We start from the raw sequence: 23,814 nt of genomic DNA on the forward strand, positions 1-23,814 counted from the left end.
ATGCTTCGCAGTTTATCCAGTAAAAAAGCACATTGCCATGGTTAAACCACACCCCAAAGTCAGACGTTTGGGTGACGCTTTACTCCATGCAATGTGCTTTTTTATACTATACTTTTATATACTATATTTTTTACGTGGCTCTTTTTGATCTGATCTTCTGATCTCTCAGGCTGTTTTCTTTAATTCCGGTATCTTAAAGATCTTCACGATCAGCGGGATCACCATAATGATCCACACAATAGGTTCTGCCACGATCACACCGGTATATCCCAAAAGCGGTACCAGCGTCACCGCAATCACTACTTTTCCGATCATCTCCAGTGCACTGGAAACAAGAGGGATCACCGTTTCTCCCAATCCCTGCATGGCATTTCGAAGGACACTGATCACAGCCGTTACGAAATAAAAAACCGTATCAAATTTAAGATAATTCGTTGCATTGAGGATCACAGTCTCGTTCCGGCTTCCTGTAACCAGATATATCAGCTGTTTTCCAATAGTAAAACTGAAGATCACTGTCATCACAGACCAGATACAGGTATACAGAACTGCCAGGCCGATTCCATGGCGCACGCGGTCCATCCGCCCTGCCCCGGCATTCTGCCCGCAGAAGATCGCCATCGTCTGCCCAAACACACCAAACATGATCATAAACATCTCCGTGATCTTGCGGGCCGCTGTATGGGCCACGATGATATCTCTTCCCAGACGGTTGATGGAAGTCTGCAGCGCCAGAGTACCAAGATTTACAAGAGAACTTACAAATCCCATGGACAAGCCGGAACTCAGCATATTTTTCATCATATTTCTGTCCAATCCTGTAAAATCCTCTTTTTTCAGCCGGAGGATCTCATATCTGCGGATCATATAAAACCAGCATACAAGAAACGCCAAAGTCTGTGAGAGTACTGTGGCAATGGCTGCTCCCTGTACGCCTGCTTTTATCACCAGGATAAAGAACAGATCTCCTGCGATATTTAAAGTCACAGACACCGCCAAGATCACAAGCGGTGTCACCGTATCTCCCAACGCACGCAGCGATGCCGCACAGGTATCATAAAGAAATGTTGTCAGCATGCCTGCGATAATAATAAAAATATATGCTCTGGCAGTTCCCACCAGACGATCCGGCACATTTAAAAATCCCAGGATCGGATGAAGAAACAAAAGTCCCAGAACGGTCAGGGCCAGAGAGATCACACTGCCCATCAAAAGAGACAATGCAAACGATTTTCTCACTTCCTCTCGATTTCCGGCGCCAAATTTCTGTGCAGTTACTATGGCAAACCCATTTGCAAGGCCCATCAGAAATCCGATGATCAGGCCGCTCAAAGGACTGGTAGCCCCTACAGCTGCCAGCGCATCTTCTTTCAGAAAACTTCCCACGATCCTGGTATCTGCCAGGCTGTACGTCAGCTGCAGAAGATTTCCCAGAAATACAGGAAGTGCAAAGGACAGGATCAGCGTGGAAGGTTTCCCCTTTGTCAGATCTTTCATGTCAGGCCTCCCTCAGTCAATGATATCATTCTGAAAACGAGAAAGATGCTCATAGGGAAGGATCATTCTTCCGCGAAACAGTCCACAGCCGTCATTGATCAGGCTGTTGTTTACCGCACCAAACATATTGACATCCAGTTTTGCCAGATCCAGTCCGAGAAGCCGCATTCCACGTTCGTAAGCTTCATCAAAATAGATGCATTCTCCCTCCGGAATGGTATCTCTTCTTCTGCGCTCACTTTCCTGTTTTTTCTCATAACTTAAATGGTTCGCGGATCCAATCTCTGCCACATCATCCATGTCCTTTGTACGCAGCTGTACTTCCATATAACTTCTGGAGCTGTTATCATAAAAAGTAATATGCAGAGACTGATAATCTTCCTCGCTGTTGTTGCAGATATAATCCCGGTAATAAGGTTTTGCTTCCTCGCTTAACAGTGGAGAGGTACTTTCCTGCACGCCTCTGGCCGGCTCTGCGGTAAATCCTCTTTCTTCCAGAAATCCCGGAAGTACATTGGCGATCTCATAAAGATACCGAAGTTCTTCTTCTCTGACATTCTCGCCGTTTTTAAGATGGCATCTCGGCATGGCGATAACGATCCTGTAGGCAATAAAATCCCGGAAGCAGCTTAAGCGCTCTTTGATCTGGGATACGGAAGGATATTTCCCATGCTCTTTATAGTAATCATAGATAAATTCTACTACATATCCATTAAATTTCTCTTCCGCACGGATCAGAGATTTGATCCTTCCCTTGAAGGTAAATGCCAGAAACGGGTATTCCCCTGCCATATATTTATAAAATTCCCGGATCTTCTGGGACTGGGCAGTAAGGAAATCGTTATGTTCCAGAAGTTCCTGGATCTGGATCAGGAAATTACAGTGTACCAGATCGATCTCGTTGCGTTTTTCTTTTGCTTCTGTCCGCAGATCCCGGATATATTTTTTCAGTATCCGAAGAAGGGTATCTCCGGAATACAGGTAATCATTCAATGTTATCATTTGTGTTTCTCTTTTCTTAAAATTTCCTTCTTTCCAGGATTACATATTTACCACTACTTTTTCAACCAGTTTCTGGAAAAACTCCGCTATACGGTCTGCTGTCTCCTGCACTTCTTCATGGTTCAGCGCTTCTTTTGAAATCCCTGCTGCCATATTTGTGATACAGGAAATTCCGCAGACTTCCATTCCCATATGACGGGCTGCCATAGCTTCACATGCGGTACTCATTCCGACAGCATCACCGCCCCAGCGCTGAGCAAGTCTTATCTCTGCCGGGGTCTCATAGTTAGGTCCTGTAAACTGCACATAAACCCCTTCCTTCAGTTCAATTCCACATTCTGCAGCGCATTTTCGAATCACATCCTGAAGGGATCGGCTGTATACTTCGCTCATATCCGGAAATCTGGTTCCAAGTTCATCAATATTAGGGCCGATCAGAGGACTTGGAACTGCCGTTGTAATGTGATCCGTGATCATCATAAGATCGCCGGGATGGAAGGATGGATTGGCGCCTCCGGCCGCATTGGTGAGAAGAAGTTTTTTTGCCCCAAGAAGCCCCATCAGACGTGTCGGAAGAACTACGTCAGACATTGGATATCCTTCATAATAATGAACCCGGCCCTGCATGATCACAACCGGTGTTTTCTCTACATAACCAAATACAAAACGTCCTTTGTGCCCTTTTACTGTCGATACCGGAAATCCTTCGATATCTGTATATTTAATGATCTGTTCGATCTGGATCCTCTCTGCAAAGTCGCCAAGTCCAGATCCCAGAACCAATGCGATTTCCGGTTTAAAATCTGTTTTCTCTCTTACACTTTCCAGACATGTCATTAATTTCTGATACATAGTTTCCGCTTCCCTTCTTATCTTAATACCGTCAGAACCATATTGCAAAAATCCCCTGCTTTTTTCTGTACTTTTTGTTCTTAACTCTGTTATATATCATATTTATATGATAATTCCGTCACAGTGATCAATCTCATGCTGAATGATCTGCGCTGTCCAGCCAGAATATTTCTGGCGTTGTTTATGGAATGAAATATCCTGAAATTCCACTTCTATGTTTTCATATCGGGTAGTCTTTCGCACACCGTCAAGAGAAAGACATCCCTCCTCTGTCTCGTATGCTCCGGACTTTTTCACTATCACCGGATTCAGCATTGCCACATTGATAAATCCCATATTTACAGCAATGATTCTTTTATTTACTCCAATCATATTGGCAGCCATCCCCACGCATCCTGCTTCGTTGGCTTTCAGTGTATCCAGAAGGTCCTGTACTATCTGTTTATCTTCCTTTGTGGCAGGCTGCGCTTTCTGTCTCAGAAAAAAAATATCTCTCATTATCGGTCTGACCATGATTTTACTCCTGTTTTCTGTTTTATTTTAATTTTCTGTTGAAAAAATCGATGATCCAGTTCCATGTTTCATCCTGGAAAAACTGAAGATCCGCATGATCTGCTCCGTCCAGCGTCAGCAAAGTTACATCACAGCCCTGCGCTTCCAGGAGATTATATAATGTTTTTGACTGCACATAGGGCACTGTCCGATCACAGTTTCCATGGATGATCAAAAATGGCGGCGCATCCTTCGTTACTTTGGATACAGGACTGCAGTTATACGCCTTTTCTCTGTTTCGTTTGGAATTAAAGCCCAGAAGGAGGGACTCTGCGGAAGAAGCACATTGTTCTGCGGATTCGCACGGAAACGCAGAAAGATCTGTGGGCGGATACCAGGGGCAGGCTGCCTGTACTTCGCTGGATTCTTCCAGATATTCTCCTACATCCAGGGCCGGATCATGATCCAGCGCAGCCATACATGTAAGATATCCTCCGGCGGATTCTCCCATAACTCCCATCTGCTCTTTGTTGATACGGAACCGGTCTGCATGCGCTTTCAGATAACGGATCGCTGCCTTTACATCCTGCAAAGGCATTGGATATGGCCCCTGATTGGAAGTGCGGTACTCCACACTTGCCACTACAAATCCGCCTGATGCCAGCCTGCTGAGATAAAGATTATGCGCCGACTTATCCATCATCAGCCAGGCCCCTCCGCAGATCCAGAGAATACATGGATAAGTTCTGCCATCCTGTGCCTCCGGATAGATAATATCCAGTTTCAGGTCTCTTCTGCAATGTCCAAACCAGGAGTCCACCTGTGCATAAGTCACATCATTTACCGTAATATACTGCGGTTTTTCTATTTCCAGTTTCAGTGTGTGCTTTTCTGCTTTTGCCATAGTATTTCCCCCTTTTTTGATCGTTATATTCTGTCTTTGAAATATCTTTTATTTTATCACAGTACCGGGAATTGTGCCTTTATTTTTTCATTCGATATTCCATTTCATTCCATTTTTCGTCACCCAGTACAGAAGCTGAGATTCCAATATATTCAAATCCCATTCTCCGGTACATCTCTACTTTTTCATCTACGCAGGTAAGAACCGCACGTTCTCTCCCTCTTTTCTGCTCACGGTCAAGATAACGCATCATCAGTTCTCTTGCAAGGCCCTGTCCACGGTATTTCGGGAGGACCTCAAGCCCCAGAAGCATATTATTTTTCCCATCAGGATCACAAAGATCTGCATTGGTAAAAAATTTATCCTGGAAAGCCTCCTCACTGGTCGTAAATCCTGTGAGATATCCTGCCAGCTTTCCGTTTTTCCGGTCAACTGCCACAAGGAACAGCTCCGGAATTTTTTCTACACGGTCTATAACATCCGCTCTGCTTATTGCCTCTGCCGGTGGAAAACAGATCTGCTCAATTTCCGCTGCCTGTTCTGCTTCCTCCCTGTGTATAGAACGGAATTCATATTTCTCTGAAAGTCTCATAATTCTTCTCCTTTGATTTTTCTCATCCATATATAGAATAACATTTTTCCGGAGAAAAACCCATCTTTTATTGTAAGCCTTATCGCAGGATCTCATCAATAGTTGAAACAGTACTGAAAGATCCTTTATTCCTGGAAATAATTTCTTTCACTTTCTGCAGTTCAAAGTAATTCACATAACAGATCAGTGTTTTATTTTCCCCCGCGATCACACCGGAAGAATTGATAATAGTACAGGTCTTATTCAGTTCTTCTTTAATATCGCAAATAATTGAATCTGGATCTTTTGTGATGATGGTCACCTGTTTCAATGCCTCAAAATGATCTGTGAAATGATCGATGATGGAAGTTGACACGATGTACACCAGAAGACTTAAAAGTGCGGAATCTCTGTCAAGAAGTACAAACACCGCCCCATATACACAGGCATTGAACGCAATTAATATGTAGGAAATACTGTAGTCTTTTCCCGAATGATTGTAGATTTTTTTTACAATGATATTGGCAAAAATCTCAGAGCCGTCAATGCAGCCACCATTTCGAAGGATCAGGGAAAGTCCCACACCAAGAATCGCCCCTCCGAAAGCCACCGCAATAAAATGTTCTGTATTTAGTTCAAAAGGGATTTTTTCAAAGTAGGAAAGACCTATTGTGTAGATCACAAAACCTACGAACGTTTTTGCAAAGAAATATTTACCGATAAGAATGATCCCGGCGATCAGAAATGGCAGAAAGACAAGCAACACACACAACGACAGATTATACCCAGTGAGTTTGCTTATGATAATGGCAATTCCGGCAGTTCCGTAATCGATGGCATCATTGGGAAGCAGGATACAGGCAACGGAAAAGCTGGCCAGTATGGCTCCGATAATGATCATCAGATACGAAAACAATGTTTTGATTTTTTTGTTCATAAAGACCTCCTTTTTGCAAGCAAAATTGTTTGTCAATAGTAACAAAAAAGCTGTTATAATAGATTTTTCTATTGTAACAGCTTTGTTTTCCCTCTTTTGGAATGGGTTTATTATATGATGTTTTCTTTTTCCTGTCAATGCTGCATTAACTCTGATATGCACCCTTCCAGTTTGCAAAAATATCTGCGGAATCCTTCAGAAAATCATAAGATATCTGGATCTTACCATCTGCAAGTATCCAGTCACTTTCCAGAATCGGCCAGGGATTGCAGCCTCCTGCAGTTTCTCCTACCTGATCCATGGTAAAAGAATTTCCACAGTTCTGGCAGACCAGTTTATCGTCTTCCTGTTTGTAATAACCATTTCCGGAATCATAACAGATCTGACAGGTATTAAAAGCGGTACGGATAGTTCCATCCGAAGTCTTTACTGCGATCACTTCCATTTCCGTGCCATCTACATTTGCAGGATAAAAGACTGCATTTTCTGTCAGTTCATCAACCGGTATGGTCAGATTCCCACCGGAACTGACGCTGATTTCCTGATTTCCATCTGCTGCGGAAGTCTCTTCTGTAGTTTCTGTTTCTGTTACATTTCCACATCCTGCAAGCGCCGTCATTGCTATAAGAAACGCCATACCTGTTATCATAATTTTTTTCATCTTTAACATTACTCCTCTGTTTTTATTTTCCTGTTACATAAATAGTCCCTGTGATCATGCCCATCCAGCAGCTATACGTATAGACGCCTTCTTTTTCCGGTATAAATTCGATGACATTTTCTCCGTTCTCGAAAGTATGATCCATTCCAAAATCCTGAAGGATCATCCTATAATTACATCCATTGATGCTGCCCTCCGGTACATTGATCTCCCACTTCACAGGTTCCCCTGCCTTCACAGTAATATCCGGATACCATCCAGAACGCAGCGTACTGGAAACATACTGCACTCCATCTTTTTCCACTGCCACATCTGTCTGATCATCATTCTGCACATTATCCGCTTCTGCTGCTACCTTTTCGCCGGACCTGCTTTCCAAACCTGACAGCACGCTTCCCTGAGACATCATGGCAAGTCCCATAACAACCACCAGGATCGCTCCTGTTTTCAGGATCTGTCTGGTAAATTTCTTTCCCAGTGCAGAAAAAATTGAGCCAAATCCAAGCATCAGAGGAACCGTTCCCATACTGAAGCAGAACATGGAAAAAGCTCCTGCTACCCAGCTTCCGGAAGCCAGTGCAACAATCTCCATAGACTGCAACGGTCCACAGGGCATGAACCCGTTACACAGTCCAACTAGAAAAGGCGTCCTTTTTTTCCATAAAGATTTCCCTCCAGGAAATGGAATGTGGATTCTCAGTTTCCGAAGCCCCGGAAAAATCCCCAGCATATTCACACCCATAACGACCATGATAATTCCGGCCAGGAGTTTCAGAGACCCCTGAAACACTGTGGAAGCCTGTAAACTGTCCCCAATTCCAGCCAGACCTCCTACGGCCCCGAGAAATCCTCCGATCACGGTATAGGAAACAACCCGTCCCATATTATAGGAAAATGTATTCCGAAACATTGACCTTGATATTTCCTCTGCGTTCGCTTCTTGCTTCTGCAAGGTCTGAGAAAGATTGATCCCGCCGCACATGGCAATGCAGTGTACAGAAGTGATCAGACCAATGACAAACAGCATTCCATATCCCATTCCTGTCTCGGCAAGAGAATCCGGCGCAAGATGGTTAAGAATTCCAAAACGCTGCAGGATCACAAATAAAAGGGCGATCGCAAAAATTTCCGCTGCTGCCTGACGAAGCTGTTTCCTGCGAAACTGTTCCGCGGGAATTACCTGATATCCCAGATCCTCGATCATTTTTACAATTTCTTTCATCCCGATTTTCTTCGAATCATAGTCAAACTCTGCCCGTGAATATTCATAGCTGACTGTAATTCCCGTGATCTCCGGTCTTAATTTCAGTACATTCCAGATCCTCGACTGACAGTTAATACAGGTCATACCATCAATATAAATAACCGTATGCTTCACTGTTTTGCATCCTTTCTCATAAAGTTTGTAAAGCGATAAAATAAAAAACTGTTACAATAGATCTTATTTCTACTGTAACAGTTTTTATATCCTACTTTTACGATAGGTTTAATTATATTATTGTATTTTTCTTCTGTCAATGGTAAAGGCCGATTTCACAGAATCTTCACCTTTTAACCAGTCAGACTTTACAGCCACTTTCTCATCACATCCCGAAGCCTTGTCATATCCAGTGGTTTGGAAATGTGTTCATTCATTCCGGCACTTCTGGCAAGCTGAACATCTTCCGCAAAGGCGTTGCCGGAAGAAATCATATCCACTGCTGTCTTTCCGTTTTCTGCTGTCACGACCTCTGCTCCGGTCATCCCTATGATTTCTTTTGCGATCTCAGAGTAGTCATACGCTGACAAAATAATAATGGTTACATCATTTCCAACTATTTTCCGGATCTGCCGGGTCGTCTCCAATCCGTCCATTCCCGGCATTTTCCAGTCAATGATAATGGCAAAATAATCGTTTTCTTTTTCATAACGCGCCGCAACAAGGTTAACTGCTTCTTCTCCGGATGTTACCCACTCCCCGTCGATTCCTATTTCTTCCAGAAGTGCCACCGTATTCTCGCAGCAATTCTGATCATCATCTACCACAAGTACCGGCAGATCGATCAGCTCATCCCAGGTACTGCTCTCCTCAAACAGTCCGGATAATGTTTCTTCCACCTTCAGAGAATTAAAGCTGTTTTCCTGAAGATCCACATAGTATTCACAGAGATTTGCCGTTGTGTATGCACGGTGAAAAGCATCTACTCTCTGCGTATACTGTCTCGCTCTCTTCTCCGCATCAATATTTATAAAAATCCCGGCCATACGAAAAGCAGTTCCGTCCGCACGACGGCTCACCTCTCCCTTATCCTTAAACCACTGATAAGTTCCATCCGCCATACGCATGCGGTATTCCACATCATATTTTTTCTCATTGGTCTTATCCTGAAAAGCTTCCTGAAAAGTCCTGGAAACCTCCTCAAGGTCCCGTGGATGAATTCCCCTTTCCCATGTTTCCAGATTGTTGGGAAAATCCAGAGTATCATGATATCCAAGCATCTTTCGAAATTCATGACTGAAGAAAACTGATTCAGGATTTCCGGACTGAGCACATTCTACAGACCAGAACCCGGAACTGAGCACCTGATTTACCAGTTCCAGATTTTCCTGCATCTCGTCAATGTGCGTGGATAATATCCATAATGCGTTTCCTTCACTGTCAATGGTATCTTTCTTATATACACGCACATTAACCGGTGCACCTTCTTTATTCAGCATCTGTGCTTCGCCTACTCCATGGATCTTTTTAAAACGTTCGATCTTTGCAAACGTACAGTTCTGCCCACAGAATACATTTTTCAGCGATCCGGAAAATTTTTCCATAAATTCTTCATAGGTATATCCAAGATTGTGAAGAAAAAATTCACTGATATAAGCAATTGTAAGATCACGGTCATAATATCCGGCCAGAACACCTACCGCCTGGTTATTTTCGATGTTTTTCCGTATGGCCGCATACGTCTCCTCACAAAGATGGGACTCTCCCACTATATATAAATTTTCTTCTTCAAATAGTGCCTTGTTTATCAACTGTTCACTCCATATTTCACCATTTGCAGCTTTTGGAAAATCCCTGTAACGCGCAGGAAACCGCAATGCATTTTATCTGTTCTTCCAACAAAAAAACAGGGTCAGGCTATAGACATGCAACTATACCATTCCCTGTTTCTATTCCCTGCAGCTGGCTGCCATTTTAAAGGCCCTTTAGCTTTGCGTCACAGCTTTTCAACTGCTTTGCCCATATATTCTCTTTCAAATCTGTACTATTATACACTCATTTATAAATGCCTGTCAACAGCTCTCTTACAGAGTTTTGCAAAACATCTGTCAGATCTGATACCAGCGGATCTCATTGGCAGAGAGATGAATTTCAAAGCTCTTTCCGTCCCCTGTATAAACAGTTGTATCCTGTGGTTCATAGGTGTTATTTACCACACAATACTTTCCGTTTTTCACATAGGCATGAACTTCCACATTATAATTAGACGAGAACCAGCGGTGAAGTTCATCCTCTGCTGCCGCAGACCAGAGCACGGATCTGTACAGAATACGACTGTTTTTAAAGCTGTAAGGCAGCCCGCTGATATAAACGCCACGACCCTTTCCGAAGGTTTTTACCGCCATCTGGACTTCCTGGTCTTTCTGGATCAGGATCTTCGTATCCGGCAGTGCAAAGATATTCTTTTTGCCCTCGCCGAAATCTACGGTTCCGTCTGTATCTTCCAGAATAAAATGATCTCTGTGTTCTTCCCAGTTGTATTTGTCTGTATTGAGATTAAATCCTCTTTCTTCCTCTACTCCCAGGATATCATCCAGCTGAAAGAATTTTCCCTGCCACTGGTGGGCTGCCGGCTCACCAACGCCGATAAAACCGCCGCCATTGTAGACAAATTTCCGCACTGCTGTAAGGATTTCCGGATTTGCCCAGTTCTCGCCGCCGGACTGTGCAGTGTCCGCATCACCTACATTGATGATCACGTCAAAATCATTAAGAAGATCTTTATTTTCACGGATATCATCGAAACTGATAAAGGAAACATCAAACGGCGCACCGCTTAATGCCTCGATGATTCCAAAATAAGAATAATTCTGTTTGTAATAGATAGCATGATGTACCATATGGTTGCCCCAGGAGCGCATTTTTCCCCAGCAGTTTAAAACTGCCACACGTTTTACGCAGTATGGCGTGGTTCCCTGGATATTGTCATAGAGCACACGAAATTCCTGGCATACTTCTTTGATATACTGTACGAAATCCGGAAATTCCAGAGCCAGCTTCAGATAGCCGCCATAGCCGATTCTCTGGATCGGGCTTCGAAGGATAGCTCTTCTTGCAGTTACCCAGTTTACTTTTGCCTCTTTTACCGGATCTCCGCCTTCATGGAAGGTATCCGGGAAAAAGTATGGAAGAAATCTTCCTTCTGTATATTTTACATGTTTGATATCGCTGAACAGACGTAAGGTTGCTCCGTTTCCAACACTTCCCACTACTGCATCCAGTCCGATGGAAGCAAACTCATCCATAAAAGGCTCCATGCCGATCCAGTGATCGCCCATGAACATCATGGCTTCTTTTCCATACTCATGGACAATATCTACCATTTCCTTTGCAAGCTTTGCCACTTCTCTTCTCTGAAAAGCCTGGAAATCTTTAAATTCCTTTGACGGGATACGGTAGGTATTATTCATATACCCCTGGTCAATGATAAACTCCGGACGGAATTTATAGCCTACTTCCCGCTCAAACTGTTCCAGAATATAAGGGCTCACTGAGGCAGAATATCCAAACCAGTCCACATATTTTTCTCTTGCTATCTCGTCAAAGATCAGCGTAAACTGATGAAAAAATGTGGTAAATCGTACCACGTTCACATAATCATGCGAATCCAGAAATCTGCGGAGACGTTCCAGGGAATGTGCCCGTGTTGCAGGCTGGCGCACATCAAAGGTGATCTGAGGCTCTACATCCTTCCAGTCATTGACAACAGCATTGTACATATGTACCGGGTCCCACATGATATATGCAAGAAAACTTACCGTATACTCATGAAACTCTTTTGCCGGACGGATCACCACATTTCCGGATTTTTCATCATAGGACCATTCTTCTGTACCGACAGCCTCTCCTGTGGTACGGTCCATAACTTCCCACCATCTTTTAATATCATCTCTGGTATTGACAGCAAGCATATCCGGATACAGATGGTCCATCAGGTGTATCTCCAGAGTATCGGAAACTGCCGTGTGAAAAGATGTCATGATATACATCTGCTGGATCTCTTCCGGATGTGCCTTCGCCCAGGCATTATCCTTTCTGGTAGTATAATAGGTAGCATATATCTTGGCCCCTGTATTTTTCAGCTCTGCCGGAAATTCTGTTCCGTCACAGTCACGGATGGCATCTGCACCCCACTCATCCAGCATTTTCAGTGTCTCCGGAATCACATCCAGATCTGTCGGGATGGTCACTCTTCCTTTTGTCTCGCTCATTATCTTTACCTCCATTGTAAAAATCCCCTGTTTTTTATTTCTGATATTTTTTTACGATTGCCTGCATCTGCTCCCATTTCTGCTCCATATCTGCCACCAGCTTAAACTGTGTACGACAGCGGTCCAGATTATGGTCTTCACGGTCGATTTTAAAATAATGATCTCCTTCCAGATAGTCAGTAAGAAAACGGATGCCACATTCATAGGTCATCACCTTGGCGCCCATAGGAAGCATCTCGATCTCCCTGGCGTTTAACTTGTCTCCACAACTTTCCAGAAAACCTTTCACGTAAATCTCGTAGAGCTCCATGTCACAGGAGACTTTACTTAAATCTTTCTCATCTTCCAGCGCAGTGCTGGCTCCGAACCGGATCGCATCACCAAAATCATTCATGGCCAGTCCTGGCATTACAGTATCCAGATCGACCACACAGATTCCCTTTCCCGTTTCCAGATCGATCATGATATTATTCAGTTTTGTATCGTTATGGGTTACCCGAAGTGGAACTTCCCCATTTTCCAGAAGTTTTCCAAATATTCCAGCCAGATCTTCATGCTGCAGTGCAAACGCAATTTCTTCTTTTACCGATGCGGCACGGTGACAGCAGTCCTTTTCCACGGCATCTTTCAGCGCCTGAAAACGCTTTTTTGTATCATGGAAATCCTTTATGGTTTCATGCAGAGTCTCTGCCGGATAATCAGCCAGCATTTCCTGAAATTTTCCAAATGCAACAGCACTTTCGTAAAAATCCTCCGGTTTTTCCACCAGATCATAGCTTACCGCATCTGTAATAAAAATATAGGCTCTCCAGCACTCTCCGTTCTCATCTGTCAGATATGCTTTTCCCTCTTTTGTGGGAATCAGATTCAGAACTTCCCGTTCCAGATCTCCACCCTTCTCAATGACCTTCTTTTTCAGATGTCCGGTGACTCCTGCGATATTTTCCATAAGCTCTTCCGGTTTCTGAAAGATCTCCCTGTTGATCTTCTGGAGGATCACCTTGATGGAGCCCATTTCTCCGATCCGGTATCTCAGCATGTAGGTTCTATTGATATGCCCGCTTCCGCAGGGGGCGCAGGAAATCAGTTCCCCGGTAAATGCAAACTGATCCGCGATTTTTTTTATCTCTTCTTTTTGTATCTTTGTCATCTTACCTTCTCTTTCCCAGACAGCAGTAAAAAGCATACCGTCCGAAAGCAGATATGCTTTATACTTTTTTGCTGTGATTATTTTTTCCCCTTTAAGATTCTTGTAGTAAGCGGGGCCATAATTTCACTGTCCGATCCATAAAGGACTTCGTAACCTTCCGGAACAGAAACTGTTTCCGTTTTCTCCCCGAAATTCTGGATAAACAGATATTCCGTATCTTCATTTTCCCTGGTTGTCACAGAAACTCCTTCCGGTATAAACGTAAGCGGCATCTCCACACCGGCTTCTTCTGCTGCTCGTCCCAGGAAGTCCTCATAAAAGGCTGCTTCCATATCGGCTGCCACATAGTAAACATGGCCTTTTCCATATTTTTTGTGAGTCAGCACCGGATAGCCCTGATAAAAATCTTTTCCGTAACGCATCAGCACTTCCGCATCGGAAACTTTTGCTAGCTCACAGAGATTTTTGCAGGTATAGCTTTCTGTAAGTTTGAGGTGATTTCCGGTTTCCGGAATACCGGTATTTTCTTCCCAGTCATAAAGCGCATCGATTTCTTCTGCACGGATGCCTGCTGTTTCCATGAGACCGTGAGGCGTTCCCCCAAGATAACATTTATCCGTCTCATCTACAAGTCCGGACCAGTAGGAAATTACCAGTGTACCTCCATTTTCAGCAAAGGTACGAAGCTTTTCGGCGTATCCGTGATAGAACATATAGGCCATCGGTACTGTTACCAGCTTATAATCAGACAGGTCATGTTCCATACTGATAATATCGGTATTATAACCTTTTCTTCGAAGTGCACGATATTGTTTCTGTACGTTTTCCTGGTAATGCATATCTTCATTTCGAGGTCCCTGGGCATCTTTCAGCGCCCAGTCATTTTCACGGTCATAAAGAACAGCCACCGGAGACTTCGTTACACTTCCCACAGTTTCCTGGATCTGTTCCAGAACTTTTCCTACCTCTGTCACTTCACGAAAAACTCTGGTATCATCACCGCCATAGTGATCGATCACCGCACCGTGGAATTTCTCGGAGGCACCCTGACTCTGGCGGAGCTGGAAATACAGGACACTGTCGGAACCATGGGCGACTGCCTGCAGGGAAGCAGCCAGATGCATTCCCGGTTTTTTCAGCTTATTGATCGGCTTCCAGTTGGTTGCAGAAGGACAGGATTCCATCAGAAGGAACGGTGCTTTTTTGATACTCCTCATAAGGTCGTGCTGCAAGGCTCCATCCACTGCTGTGGTATAGTTGTCTTTTTTATGCCAGCTTGGGTAATTATCCCAGGAAGCGATATCCATAACATCCTTAAACTTTTTATAGTCAAGTCCGTCGTAGTCGTACATCAGATTGGCGGTTGCCGGAAGATCTGACCCGCCTGCGCGGATCGCAGAAATCTCATGTTTCATGAAATCTACAGTTCTGTCTGTAACAAAACGTTTCCAGTCCAGAGTCAGTGCATGAAGCGCATTTTCTCCTTTTGGTGACGGACTTTCGATCTGGTCAAAGCTGTTGTAGGTATGGCTCCAGAAGGTTGTGCACCATCTGGAATTCAGATTCTCAATGGTTCCATATTTCTCTTTCAGCCATTCCCGGAATTTTTCCTGGCACAGAGGACAGTGACATTCCCCGCCGTATTCATTGGAAATATGCCACAGGATCACTGCCGGATGTTTTCCGAAGCGTTCGGAAAGCTTCTTATTGATATTAAAAATCTTTTCACGGTATACAGGAGAAGTATAACAGTGGTTATGTCTTCCACCGAAAAATCTTCTTGTCCGATCCGGGTCCATACGGAGAACTTCCTCGTATTTATCTGCCATCCATTTCGGTCTGGCTCCGGATGGTGTGGAAAGGATCGTATAAATGCCTTCTTTATACAGATTGTTAATTACCGCTTCCAGCCAGTCAAAGTTATATTTCCCTTCTTCCGGCTCCAGTACAGCCCAGGAAAACATCCCCATGGAAACCGTGTTGATATGTGCTTTCTTAAAATATTCGATATCTTTTTTCAGAATGTCCGGTCTGTCCAGCCACTGCTCCGGGTTGTAATCGCCACCGTGCAGGAAATGGTCATATCTGATCTGCTTTGCCATTTTTTCTTTCTCCTTATATTTTTTATTATGACACTTTATAAAAAGGATGCTGTGTGATCCACTTGAAGCATATTATACAATACACCTACAGCTTTCGACAGCATCCTTTTAAATTTGAATCTTATTTAACAGCTCCGGTAATACCTTCTGCGAACTGTTTCTGTAATACGAAGAATACGATCATAGTCGGAATAGAACAGAATAATACGCCGCACATCAGCATACCGTAATCTGTCACATATCCGGTGATCAAATTGGCGATCAGCATCGGCATAGTCAACGCCTTGTTGTCTGTCATGATTACCTTCGGCCACAGATAAGCATTCCATGCATTCATGAATGTGATAACTGCTGCTGCCGCATAGGTAGATTTCATTGTCGGGATAAACATCTGGAAGAAGATCCTTACCTCGCTTAACCCATCAATACGTGCTGCCTCAATAATGTCGATCGGGAATGCTCTTGCATTCTGACGGAACATCATGATCATGAATGGTGTAGAAAGGATCGGAAGGATAAAACCTACCGCTGTATTTAAGAGTCCTGCTTTGGAGAACATCTTAAATAAAGGAACCATTGTTGCAACCTGTGGAACCATCATGGCAAGAAGCAGGATGGAAAACAGTCTGTCTTTCCATCTGTCATGATATACTTCAAATCCATAACCTGCGATGGAGCAGATCAGAAGGCAGAGTACAGTAGTAAGGACCGCATAAAACAGAGAGTTTCCAAGTGCTCTCCACAGCGGCTGCTGTGCAGTCAGGTTCTTAAAGTTTTCCATAAAATATGTACCTGGAAGAATCCGGCCTCTGGATACATCAGTAGTTGTATTAGTTGCTGCGGAGATCATCCAGTACAGTGGAAATACAGAGATAAATGATACGATGATCAGAAAAATATAGGTAGGGATCAATCTTCTCTGGATCGCGGATTTGTTCTTTTTCTCAGTCACGTGTATCACCTACTTTCAAGTTGATAAATGCCAGGATCGCTACCATGATAAATATGATAAATGACATTGCTGCCGCATATCCGAAGTTTGGCACATTGATAAAGCATGTATTATAAACATAATGGGACATTGTGATGGTAGTGTTCGCCGGGCCACCTTTTGTCAGGTTGACAGACTCGTCGAACAACTGCAGTGTACCATTGATTGACATGATAAATGTCATGATAATTGTCGGTTTCAGAAGTGGTACGGTAATTTTCCAGAAAGTCTTCCAGCCGTTGGCACCATCGATCTTTGCTGCCTCGTATACAGAATATTCAATATTCTGAAGTCCTGCAAGATAAAATACCATGTTATATCCAGTCCATCTCCAGATCAGCGCGATGATAATAACAATCTTTGCACTTGTGGAGTTTCCAAGGAAGTTATAACCGGTTGTTAAAATTCCAAGTTTGATCAGGATACTGTTGATCAGACCGTCTGTTGCAAACATGGAACGGAAGATCAGAGAATAAGATACCAGAGATGTCGCACATGGAAGGAATACACATGTACGGAAAAATCCTTTGAATTTCAGATCTTTGTTATTCAGAAGCTGTGCAAGCAGGATCGCAAGGATCAGCATGATCGGTACCTGAATAATAAGATATAAAAATGTGTTGACGATGGACTGCTGAAATACTTTATCCATCATGATACGTTTGTAGTTACTGAAGATCGGGTCCGCAAACCTCATGTTTGCTCCGGCACCTGTCTGTAAAGAAATGATAAATGCACGGATCATCGGATAAAAACTCATGACAGCGATCATGATGGTTGCAGGTGCCAGAAAGATCCAGCCTGCCGCTCTCTGTTTCGCTACCAGAGACATGCCACTTTTTTTGGAATTCACAGGAACTCCTCCTTTCAAACCTCTTAAGCCTTTACATAAGACAGAGGACTGCATGCAGTCCCCTGCTTCGTATTTACTTATTCATTTCAGAATGCAGCCTTCAGATCTTACTCTGTCATCTTGAATGCCAGTGTATCCTGTGCTTCCTGAAGTGCAGACTCTTTGTCTGCGCCGTTTACGATATTAACAACTGCTGTGTTGATGCACTCTCTTGCCTCATAGTGATACGGAGTCTTTGTGAATTCCGGAATGTGTGAAGAGTACTCTACAATTGTTGAGAAGATTGGCTGGTTGTTGAAGAACTCGCTTGGCTCGTTGTAAACGTCAGACTCACCAGCTGGCAGGTAGCAGGAGATTGCTCCTGTTTCCGGAAGGATCGCATCATAGAAATCTGTACTGGAACCAAATGTGCTTGCAAGGAAGTCCTCAGCAAGCTCTACGTTCTTGCAGTTGGATGTGATATACCAGGAAGAACCACCGTTGTTCGCATAGTTTGTAGCTGTGTCAACACCGTCAACTTTCGGCATTGTTGTGATCTGCCACAGACCCTTCTGATCCTCTGTTCCCATCAGTGTAGCTGTGATCCAGTTACCGTTAACGATACCTGCTGCCTCACCGCTTGTGATTGTGGAGATGTACTCATCCCAGTTGTTTACTAATTTAACAACATCGTTCTTTACAAGGTCTACATAAAGATCTACACATTTCTCAGCTACATCATTTCCTACAATGTAAGCTTCTCCATCCTCATTTACGAAGTTTGCTCCACAGGACTGGATCATCATCATCAGAGTATCGCCGCCTGTTGCCTCACTTGTAAGGAGGTATTTACCGGTTTTCTCATGAACATCTTTACCGATCTCCTCGAATTTACTCCATGTGATATCTGTAAGGTCATCGATGGTGTATCCTGCCTCTTCCAGGATATCGGTACGGTAGCAGGCGATTGTTGCACCATTATCAAATGGAACACCGTAATGTGTATCATCTACCATGGAGTAGGACTGTTTCAGTTTTCCAAAGTCATCCCAGTTGATGTCCATGTCTTTCAGATCTGTGAAAGCGTCCGGATAGCTCTTCAGATATTTCTGGTAGCTGTTGTCCTGCATCAGAACGATGTCCGGAAGTGTGCTGTAATCTCCGGCGTTTGCAGCTGTTGTAAGTTTCGTCTGGCAGTCATCGGAAGATGTCTCAACTACATCTACTTTAAATCCTTCATGATCCTTTGCATACTGCTCACCTGCAATGTTCATAGCCTTGATGTTAAAGTTCTGGTCCCATGCCCATACGGTCAGTGTATTGTCATCGTCACCTTTTGCATATACTGCTGTAGTTGTTGCAGCGAAAGACATTGCCATAATGCCTGTCATTAATACTGCGAGTAATTTTTTCTTCATTTACTTTTCCTCCTTTATTAAGCATTTCCCGTTTGCTTATGAATGGATTATAGCATCCGTATTCCGGCCATAGTTTGCAGAACCGTTCATATAATGTGCAATTTCAACCATTTTATTGATTTTGCACTATTTCATGATTCAGGCACCTGCTTTTTTATGCATTTTGAGTGTTTTTCATTTTTCTCATTGGTCATCATGGCAAAGAAAAACCTTCTTTTTCGACATTCTGCGAATATTTTTCGCCAAAAAAGAAGGTTTTTGTTTCTATTTCATAAAAATATATGCTATTTTTTATACATATTTCACAAACATTTTAACATATTATGCAAAATAAACCTTTTCCGGAAACTGCGTTTTCATCGTATGCAGCATTTCTTCTGTCAGATCCAGAAGAAGTTTTATTTTCCGTCCATCTTCCCGGATGATCATGGTATAGTATGGTACATCCTCTTCATAAGAAGTATAATCATATTTTTTCAGCTTCTCTGTACCGGAATTCTTTTTGTATTTTGCCACTTTTTCGTGGTAATGAGGTGCGGTCACCTCCATCTCCTCGAGATTCAGCACATGAGCTGTTTTCCGGTATTTTTTACCATAGATCACATCAATGGTCAGCTGCCCGTTCTCCAGTATATATTCATAATCTCTCTGACTGAAAATATCATACACAAAATAAAGCAGCGCCAGCAGAAACCCCGGAAGCATAAACGCCTGGGAGATGGTGATTCCCATCAGTACAAAAAGTACCGCAAAGATCACCATCACTTTTCTGAGGGCGCCTGACATATGTTTCTTTTTTCGGGAGACCTGCTCCACAATTCTGTAGTCGTACATTTTTTCCTCTTTCCATCTGTCTGATCCGGCATATAGTACGATATTTATTCTGTTATGCCAGATTCTCAGATCTGTTTTTGTTATTTTACCAGCCTTCCTCTGAATGGATATCAAACTTAAGGAGCTGCTGTTCGTAATTCTCAGGACGTTTTCTCCACTCCAGAGGTGTCATCCCCGTAACCTTACGAAAATTCCGGTTAAAAGTGGAATTCGTCGTAAAGCCACACTTATGTGCCACATCCGCAATGGGCTGATCCGTCTTTTTCAGATAGTCACAGGCCGCCTGAATCCGGATGGTATTGATATATTCCAGCGGGCTCATCTTCATGTAAGTCGTAAAGATCCGGCGCAGATGTGTCTCGCTGATGTGACAGTATTCTGCCAGCTCATCAATCCGAAGATCTTCCATGTAATGATCAGAAATATAATCCTGGAATCTAGAAATCATATCCATGATTTTTCCTCTGCCCTCACTGTAACGTTCTTCCCCAGAATCCCGGTTGATCCTTGCGATTTCCACAAGAAGTGATGCCAAAATCCCCTTGGCTTCTTCCAGATAAAATTCTTCCCCGTCCCGCATGATATCCAGGATCTTCCGAATCTTGTCTGCCATAGAACGGTTCTCCTTTTCATTCAGAAAAAGTGCTCTGGAATTGATACGATGAACAATCTTTTCTTTTTTTACCGAATTATCAATGAATTTATCCAGAAAGCCTTCCACATCAATAAAAAGATATTCCCAGCGGCTGATGGTGCCAAGATCACTGTTTGTGGTGTGGGGATAGTTGGGCGGGATCACCGTAAATTCCCGGTCATGAAACCGTACCTTGTCTTCTCCAAGAACCAGAAATCCCTGGCCTTCATAACAGAAACCAATCTCCAGATAATTATGAAAATGAAGATAATCTACATCATTTCCGTAATTTTGTATCCATTTCTGGCCCAGCAATGCAAGGATCGGGCTACCTTCCGGCATTTTGTAATACCGTAGCTCCATTTTGGGTTTTCGTTTTTTTGCCACAGATATTCCTCCGTATATTTTTCCTGTGTCTGCATGTCAGGCAGATAAAAACATCCGCACTCGCATAAAGTCTTTGTTATCTTACAGCTATCTGCCAAAAAAAGCAACCGGCAGAAAGCTCTGATCTGTTGATATCTGTGCATTCTGCAAATTGCTTTTTTATTTATTTTCTTTGTTTTATTTATTGTTCTGTTCCGGTCATTCACCGATCACCCGATAGGTTTTCCATTTGCCCTGGCGGAAACGGATCCAGAAGATCACTCCACGGACCGTCCAGTCCAGACACATAGCCAGTGCGATTCCGATGACTCCCAGATTCAGGACGATTCCAAACAATATGGAAAAGATCAGTCTCACACCAATGGTCGTAACCAAAGAGATTCCCATGGTAAACATGGCATCACCTGCTGCCCGGAGGCCTTTTCCCAGAGGATCCGCAAATGGAAATACCACTGCATTGGCTATATTATGGATCAATACCAGATAGAGGATCATCTGTCCTGTCTGCCTGGAAACCGCAAAAATTTTTATGAGCAGTGGTGTTATCAGAAAGATCAGGGTATTCCATCAGGAGTGGAAGTATCATATCTTTTAACTGTTTATCAGAAAACATTTCGGCGCCTCTTATTTCTTCTCATCCAGAAGGATCACACCTTCTGCCGGATTTTTGTCGATTGCGCCTACGATGGGATGGGGAACGTACATCTCTTCCAGATATGCAATGTCTTCCGGAGAAAGTTTTACATTCAGTGCATTTGTCGCATCATCCAGATATCCTGTCCTGGTAGCTCCAACGATTGGTGCTGTTACTCCTTTTGCCCACTGCCATGCAATGGCAATCTGAGACATTTTACAGTTATGTTTCTCAGAAAGTTCTTGAACCCGTTTTACGATCTTAATATCCTGCTGTTCCATACGGTCGTATTTTCCCACCGCAACCCGGTCTGTTTTTCCTCTGAGGGAATCAGACTTCCACTGCGGCCTTGCCAGATGTCCGGCTGCAAGAGGACTGTATGGCATCCGTGAAACATTCATCTGGTTACAGATCGGGATCAGTTCTCTTTCATCTTCCCTGTAAAGAAGATTGTAATGATCTTCCATTACGGAAAATGGTGTCCAGTTATTGTCCCTGGCTGCAAGCTGCATATTGTAGAACTGATATCCGTACATAGCGGAAGCACCCAAAGCGCGTACTTTTCCGGCTTTTACCAGATCATGGAGTGCTTCCATGGTTTCCTCTATGGGTGTTTCATAATCAAATCTGTGGATGATATACAGATCCAGATAATCCGTTCCCAGACGTTTCAGGCTTCCGTCGATTTCCCGCATGATGGCTTCTCTGGAAAGACGGCCCGGGTTAAAATAAAACTTGGACGCGATCACAACGTTATCTCTGGCAATGTTATCTTTCAGCGCACGGCCAAGATATTCCTCGCTGGTTCCTGCTGAATATCCGTTAGCTGTATCCTGTGCTTTATAACGCCCCCAAAAATTTTATCGAGAAGCCATTTCGCTTTCAAGAATTTTTATTTTCTGTTTCTATTGTAAAGGATTCCTTATGCTATGTAAAATACCCAGTTTATAAGTTTTATTATGCCTTTCAGGCATTGTTGTCATTCGTTCCATATCATAACCCACTCTGCACACAATTTACATCAAATCCGTAAATCTCACAACATATCTCAATGATCATAAACAGAGGAAAGCATCATATCCACTCCGATCAGAAGAATGATCACAACCGCCCACGCACCAATAGCAGATACCATTTTCAGATATGCTTTTTCACTCAGAAACAACAGCACCAGCAAAGTTCCTGTATAAGTGGCTGCAACTTTCAATGTATTTGTCAGAACAATCTTCAGAAAAACAAATCCAATTGCTCCGGCAAGTCCTATTCCCAGTACAAAATACAGGACACCAACAGCCCCACTTACTGTGATCAGGGTAACGAGAACCGAAATAATCCCCTGAACCGCTTTGGGCAGGGAAACCAGCTGCCGGCAGAGAACATTCAGGATAATGGATGCAGCAAACGTGGAAAGCAACGCAGCTACCATTCCACTGATCATCTGCAGGAGAACATTATAGATTCCGCCCTTTTCTTTCACACCCATAAGCACCTGTACAAAATTATTGACCGCCTCAAAGCACACTGCGGTCAGCAGCAATATTACAACATCCTGAAAAAAATCCAGCATGGTAAGTGCTTTTATACCGATCAGATATTCGGACATATTTTTTCCAAGATTAAATGATTCTGAAAAAAGATCCACACATAACGGCGCCAGCACGTTTCCAAACGGGATATATCCGATCATGGCATACCACGCATCCAAAATCACCCCATCATCTGCCATACTGCCCAGACCAACGGTAACCGCAGTTACGATTATAAAGGCCAGCAATGCAGCAGATATCACTTTTGTTACTCGATACATTTCATATCTCCTCCTTCCGTATGTGATAAGTATATCAAATCACTCCGGTTTTTGGTATAAAAAATCGGAAAAGGAAGGTAAAAAACATGTCGAGAATTGACCTTTTTTCCACATTGGTATACAATAAAAAGCAGCTTCATACAAACTATATTTTAAGGAGGATATCGCGTATGTCTCAGGGAACAAAATTTTGCAAACATTGCGGTCAGATCATTGATTCCGACTGTGTTGTCTGCCCAAAATGCGGAAAGCAGGTAGAAAATTTAAATTCTTATGGTGGTAATGGCAATGGTCCTATTATCATTAATAACAATAATAACAACAACAATAATAACTTTATGGGTGGTTACAATAGTGTGGTCAGCCCAAAAAGCTGGCTGGTAACTTTGCTTTTATGTCTCTTTGTCGGTGTATTTGGAATACATCGTTTTTATGCCGGAAAGATTGGAACTGGAATCATTATGATCCTGCTTTGCTGGACCGGGATCAGTGCGATCTGGGCTCTTGTTGATCTTATCATGATCATCCTGAGTAAATTTAAAGATGGCCAGGGACTTTTAATCCAGAGATAAGTTTTCTGTAAGCAGGCAGCACAGCCGGGTGATCTCCGGCTGTGCTGTCTTTTTTAACTGCATCAGGC

General features: G+C 43.2%; 21 protein-coding genes, 1 pseudogene and 1 riboswitch. Of the genes and pseudogenes, 1 reads left to right on the forward strand and 21 read right to left on the reverse strand.

All coding sequences use genetic code 11. The features are described from left to right. Positions 1 to 165: 165 nt before the first annotated feature. The 21 genes and pseudogenes from G5B12_RS01780 to G5B12_RS01885 form a co-directional block, all read right to left on the reverse strand. Entirely contained in the window at positions 166 to 1,497 is a 1,332-nt protein-coding gene (locus G5B12_RS01780) for an MATE family efflux transporter (protein ID WP_174087643.1), read from the reverse strand. A 12-nt stretch (positions 1,498 to 1,509) separates the two neighbouring features. Beyond that, a complete protein-coding gene (locus G5B12_RS01785) occupies positions 1,510 to 2,499 on the reverse strand; it encodes a guanosine polyphosphate pyrophosphohydrolase/synthetase (protein WP_021976618.1) in 990 nt (329 codons plus the stop codon). 39 nt (positions 2,500 to 2,538) lie between these two features. Continuing rightward, a complete protein-coding gene (locus G5B12_RS01790; protein WP_118071568.1) occupies positions 2,539 to 3,351 on the reverse strand; it encodes a purine-nucleoside phosphorylase in 813 nt (270 codons plus the stop codon). Positions 3,352 to 3,453: 102 nt separating this feature from the next. After that, a complete protein-coding gene (locus G5B12_RS01795; protein WP_021976620.1) occupies positions 3,454 to 3,864 on the reverse strand; it encodes a peptide deformylase in 411 nt (136 codons plus the stop codon). Between the two features lie 22 nt (positions 3,865 to 3,886). Continuing rightward, on the reverse strand, positions 3,887 to 4,747 hold the full coding sequence (locus G5B12_RS01800) for an alpha/beta hydrolase (protein ID WP_118063097.1): 861 nt from the start codon (positions 4,745 to 4,747) through the stop codon (positions 3,887 to 3,889). Between the two features lie 79 nt (positions 4,748 to 4,826). Further along, positions 4,827 to 5,339 carry a GNAT family N-acetyltransferase gene (locus G5B12_RS01805; RefSeq protein WP_118063099.1) on the reverse strand — a complete coding sequence of 171 codons (513 nt, stop codon included), beginning with the start codon at positions 5,337 to 5,339 and terminating at the stop codon, positions 4,827 to 4,829. A gap of 79 nt (positions 5,340 to 5,418) precedes the next feature. Next, positions 5,419 to 6,255: a YitT family protein gene (locus tag G5B12_RS01810; RefSeq protein ID WP_174087644.1), complete on the reverse strand. Its 837-nt coding sequence runs from the start codon at positions 6,253 to 6,255 to the stop codon at positions 5,419 to 5,421. 145 nt (positions 6,256 to 6,400) lie between these two features. After that, positions 6,401 to 6,916, reverse strand: coding sequence for a DUF2318 domain-containing protein (locus G5B12_RS01815; protein ID WP_021976624.1), 516 nt, complete (start codon positions 6,914 to 6,916; stop codon positions 6,401 to 6,403). A gap of 22 nt (positions 6,917 to 6,938) precedes the next feature. After that, entirely contained in the window at positions 6,939 to 8,294 is a 1,356-nt protein-coding gene (locus tag G5B12_RS01820) for an urease accessory protein UreH domain-containing protein (RefSeq protein ID WP_174087645.1), read from the reverse strand. 188 nt (positions 8,295 to 8,482) lie between these two features. Then, positions 8,483 to 9,883 carry a PAS domain-containing protein gene (locus tag G5B12_RS17260; protein ID WP_202031866.1) on the reverse strand — a complete coding sequence of 467 codons (1,401 nt, stop codon included), beginning with the start codon at positions 9,881 to 9,883 and terminating at the stop codon, positions 8,483 to 8,485. A 185-nt stretch (positions 9,884 to 10,068) separates the two neighbouring features. After that, positions 10,069 to 10,144: riboswitch (cyclic di-GMP riboswitch) on the reverse strand. A gap of 78 nt (positions 10,145 to 10,222) precedes the next feature. Further along, positions 10,223 to 12,385, reverse strand: a complete 2,163-nt coding sequence (gnpA, locus tag G5B12_RS01835; protein WP_174087646.1) for a 1,3-beta-galactosyl-N-acetylhexosamine phosphorylase — start codon at positions 12,383 to 12,385, stop codon at positions 10,223 to 10,225. 34 nt (positions 12,386 to 12,419) lie between these two features. Beyond that, positions 12,420 to 13,535, reverse strand: coding sequence for a phosphotransferase enzyme family protein (locus tag G5B12_RS01840; RefSeq protein ID WP_118071566.1), 1,116 nt, complete (start codon positions 13,533 to 13,535; stop codon positions 12,420 to 12,422). Positions 13,536 to 13,612: 77 nt separating this feature from the next. Then, a complete protein-coding gene (locus G5B12_RS01845; RefSeq protein ID WP_118064695.1) occupies positions 13,613 to 15,637 on the reverse strand; it encodes a beta-galactosidase in 2,025 nt (674 codons plus the stop codon). Between the two features lie 121 nt (positions 15,638 to 15,758). Further along, on the reverse strand, positions 15,759 to 16,589 hold the full coding sequence (locus G5B12_RS01850) for a carbohydrate ABC transporter permease (protein ID WP_021976630.1): 831 nt from the start codon (positions 16,587 to 16,589) through the stop codon (positions 15,759 to 15,761). Next, on the reverse strand, positions 16,582 to 17,481 hold the full coding sequence (locus G5B12_RS01855) for a carbohydrate ABC transporter permease (protein ID WP_118071565.1): 900 nt from the start codon (positions 17,479 to 17,481) through the stop codon (positions 16,582 to 16,584). Before G5B12_RS01855 ends, G5B12_RS01850 begins: the two co-directional genes overlap by 8 nt. A 107-nt stretch (positions 17,482 to 17,588) precedes the next feature. Continuing rightward, positions 17,589 to 18,878: an ABC transporter substrate-binding protein gene (locus G5B12_RS01860; protein ID WP_021976632.1), complete on the reverse strand. Its 1,290-nt coding sequence runs from the start codon at positions 18,876 to 18,878 to the stop codon at positions 17,589 to 17,591. Positions 18,879 to 19,199: 321 nt separating this feature from the next. Then, positions 19,200 to 19,712, reverse strand: a complete 513-nt coding sequence (locus G5B12_RS01865) for a hypothetical protein (RefSeq protein ID WP_118064704.1) — start codon at positions 19,710 to 19,712, stop codon at positions 19,200 to 19,202. An 85-nt stretch (positions 19,713 to 19,797) separates the two neighbouring features. Continuing rightward, the gene (locus G5B12_RS01870; protein ID WP_021976634.1) at positions 19,798 to 20,733 is read right to left on the reverse strand and encodes a helix-turn-helix domain-containing protein; all 936 of its coding nucleotides are present in this window, start codon (positions 20,731 to 20,733) and stop codon (positions 19,798 to 19,800) included. 198 nt (positions 20,734 to 20,931) lie between these two features. After that, the gene (locus G5B12_RS01875; protein ID WP_118170822.1) at positions 20,932 to 21,228 is read right to left on the reverse strand and encodes a hypothetical protein; all 297 of its coding nucleotides are present in this window, start codon (positions 21,226 to 21,228) and stop codon (positions 20,932 to 20,934) included. A 129-nt stretch (positions 21,229 to 21,357) separates the two neighbouring features. Then, positions 21,358 to 22,212: pseudogene (locus G5B12_RS01880) on the reverse strand (aldo/keto reductase); the annotation flags it as partial. A 203-nt stretch (positions 22,213 to 22,415) separates the two neighbouring features. Beyond that, positions 22,416 to 23,174, reverse strand: a complete 759-nt coding sequence (locus tag G5B12_RS01885) for a hypothetical protein (RefSeq protein ID WP_021976638.1) — start codon at positions 23,172 to 23,174, stop codon at positions 22,416 to 22,418. Between the two features lie 170 nt (positions 23,175 to 23,344). On the opposite strand from G5B12_RS01885, the gene G5B12_RS01890 reads away from it, so the two are divergent. Further along, on the forward strand, positions 23,345 to 23,746 hold the full coding sequence (locus tag G5B12_RS01890; RefSeq protein ID WP_021976639.1) for a TM2 domain-containing protein: 402 nt from the start codon (positions 23,345 to 23,347) through the stop codon (positions 23,744 to 23,746). The last annotated feature ends 68 nt before the right edge of the window (positions 23,747 to 23,814 follow it).

It is taken from the genome of Blautia sp. MSK.20.85 (assembly GCF_013317245.1).
Classification (GTDB): domain Bacteria; phylum Bacillota; class Clostridia; order Lachnospirales; family Lachnospiraceae; genus Blautia_A.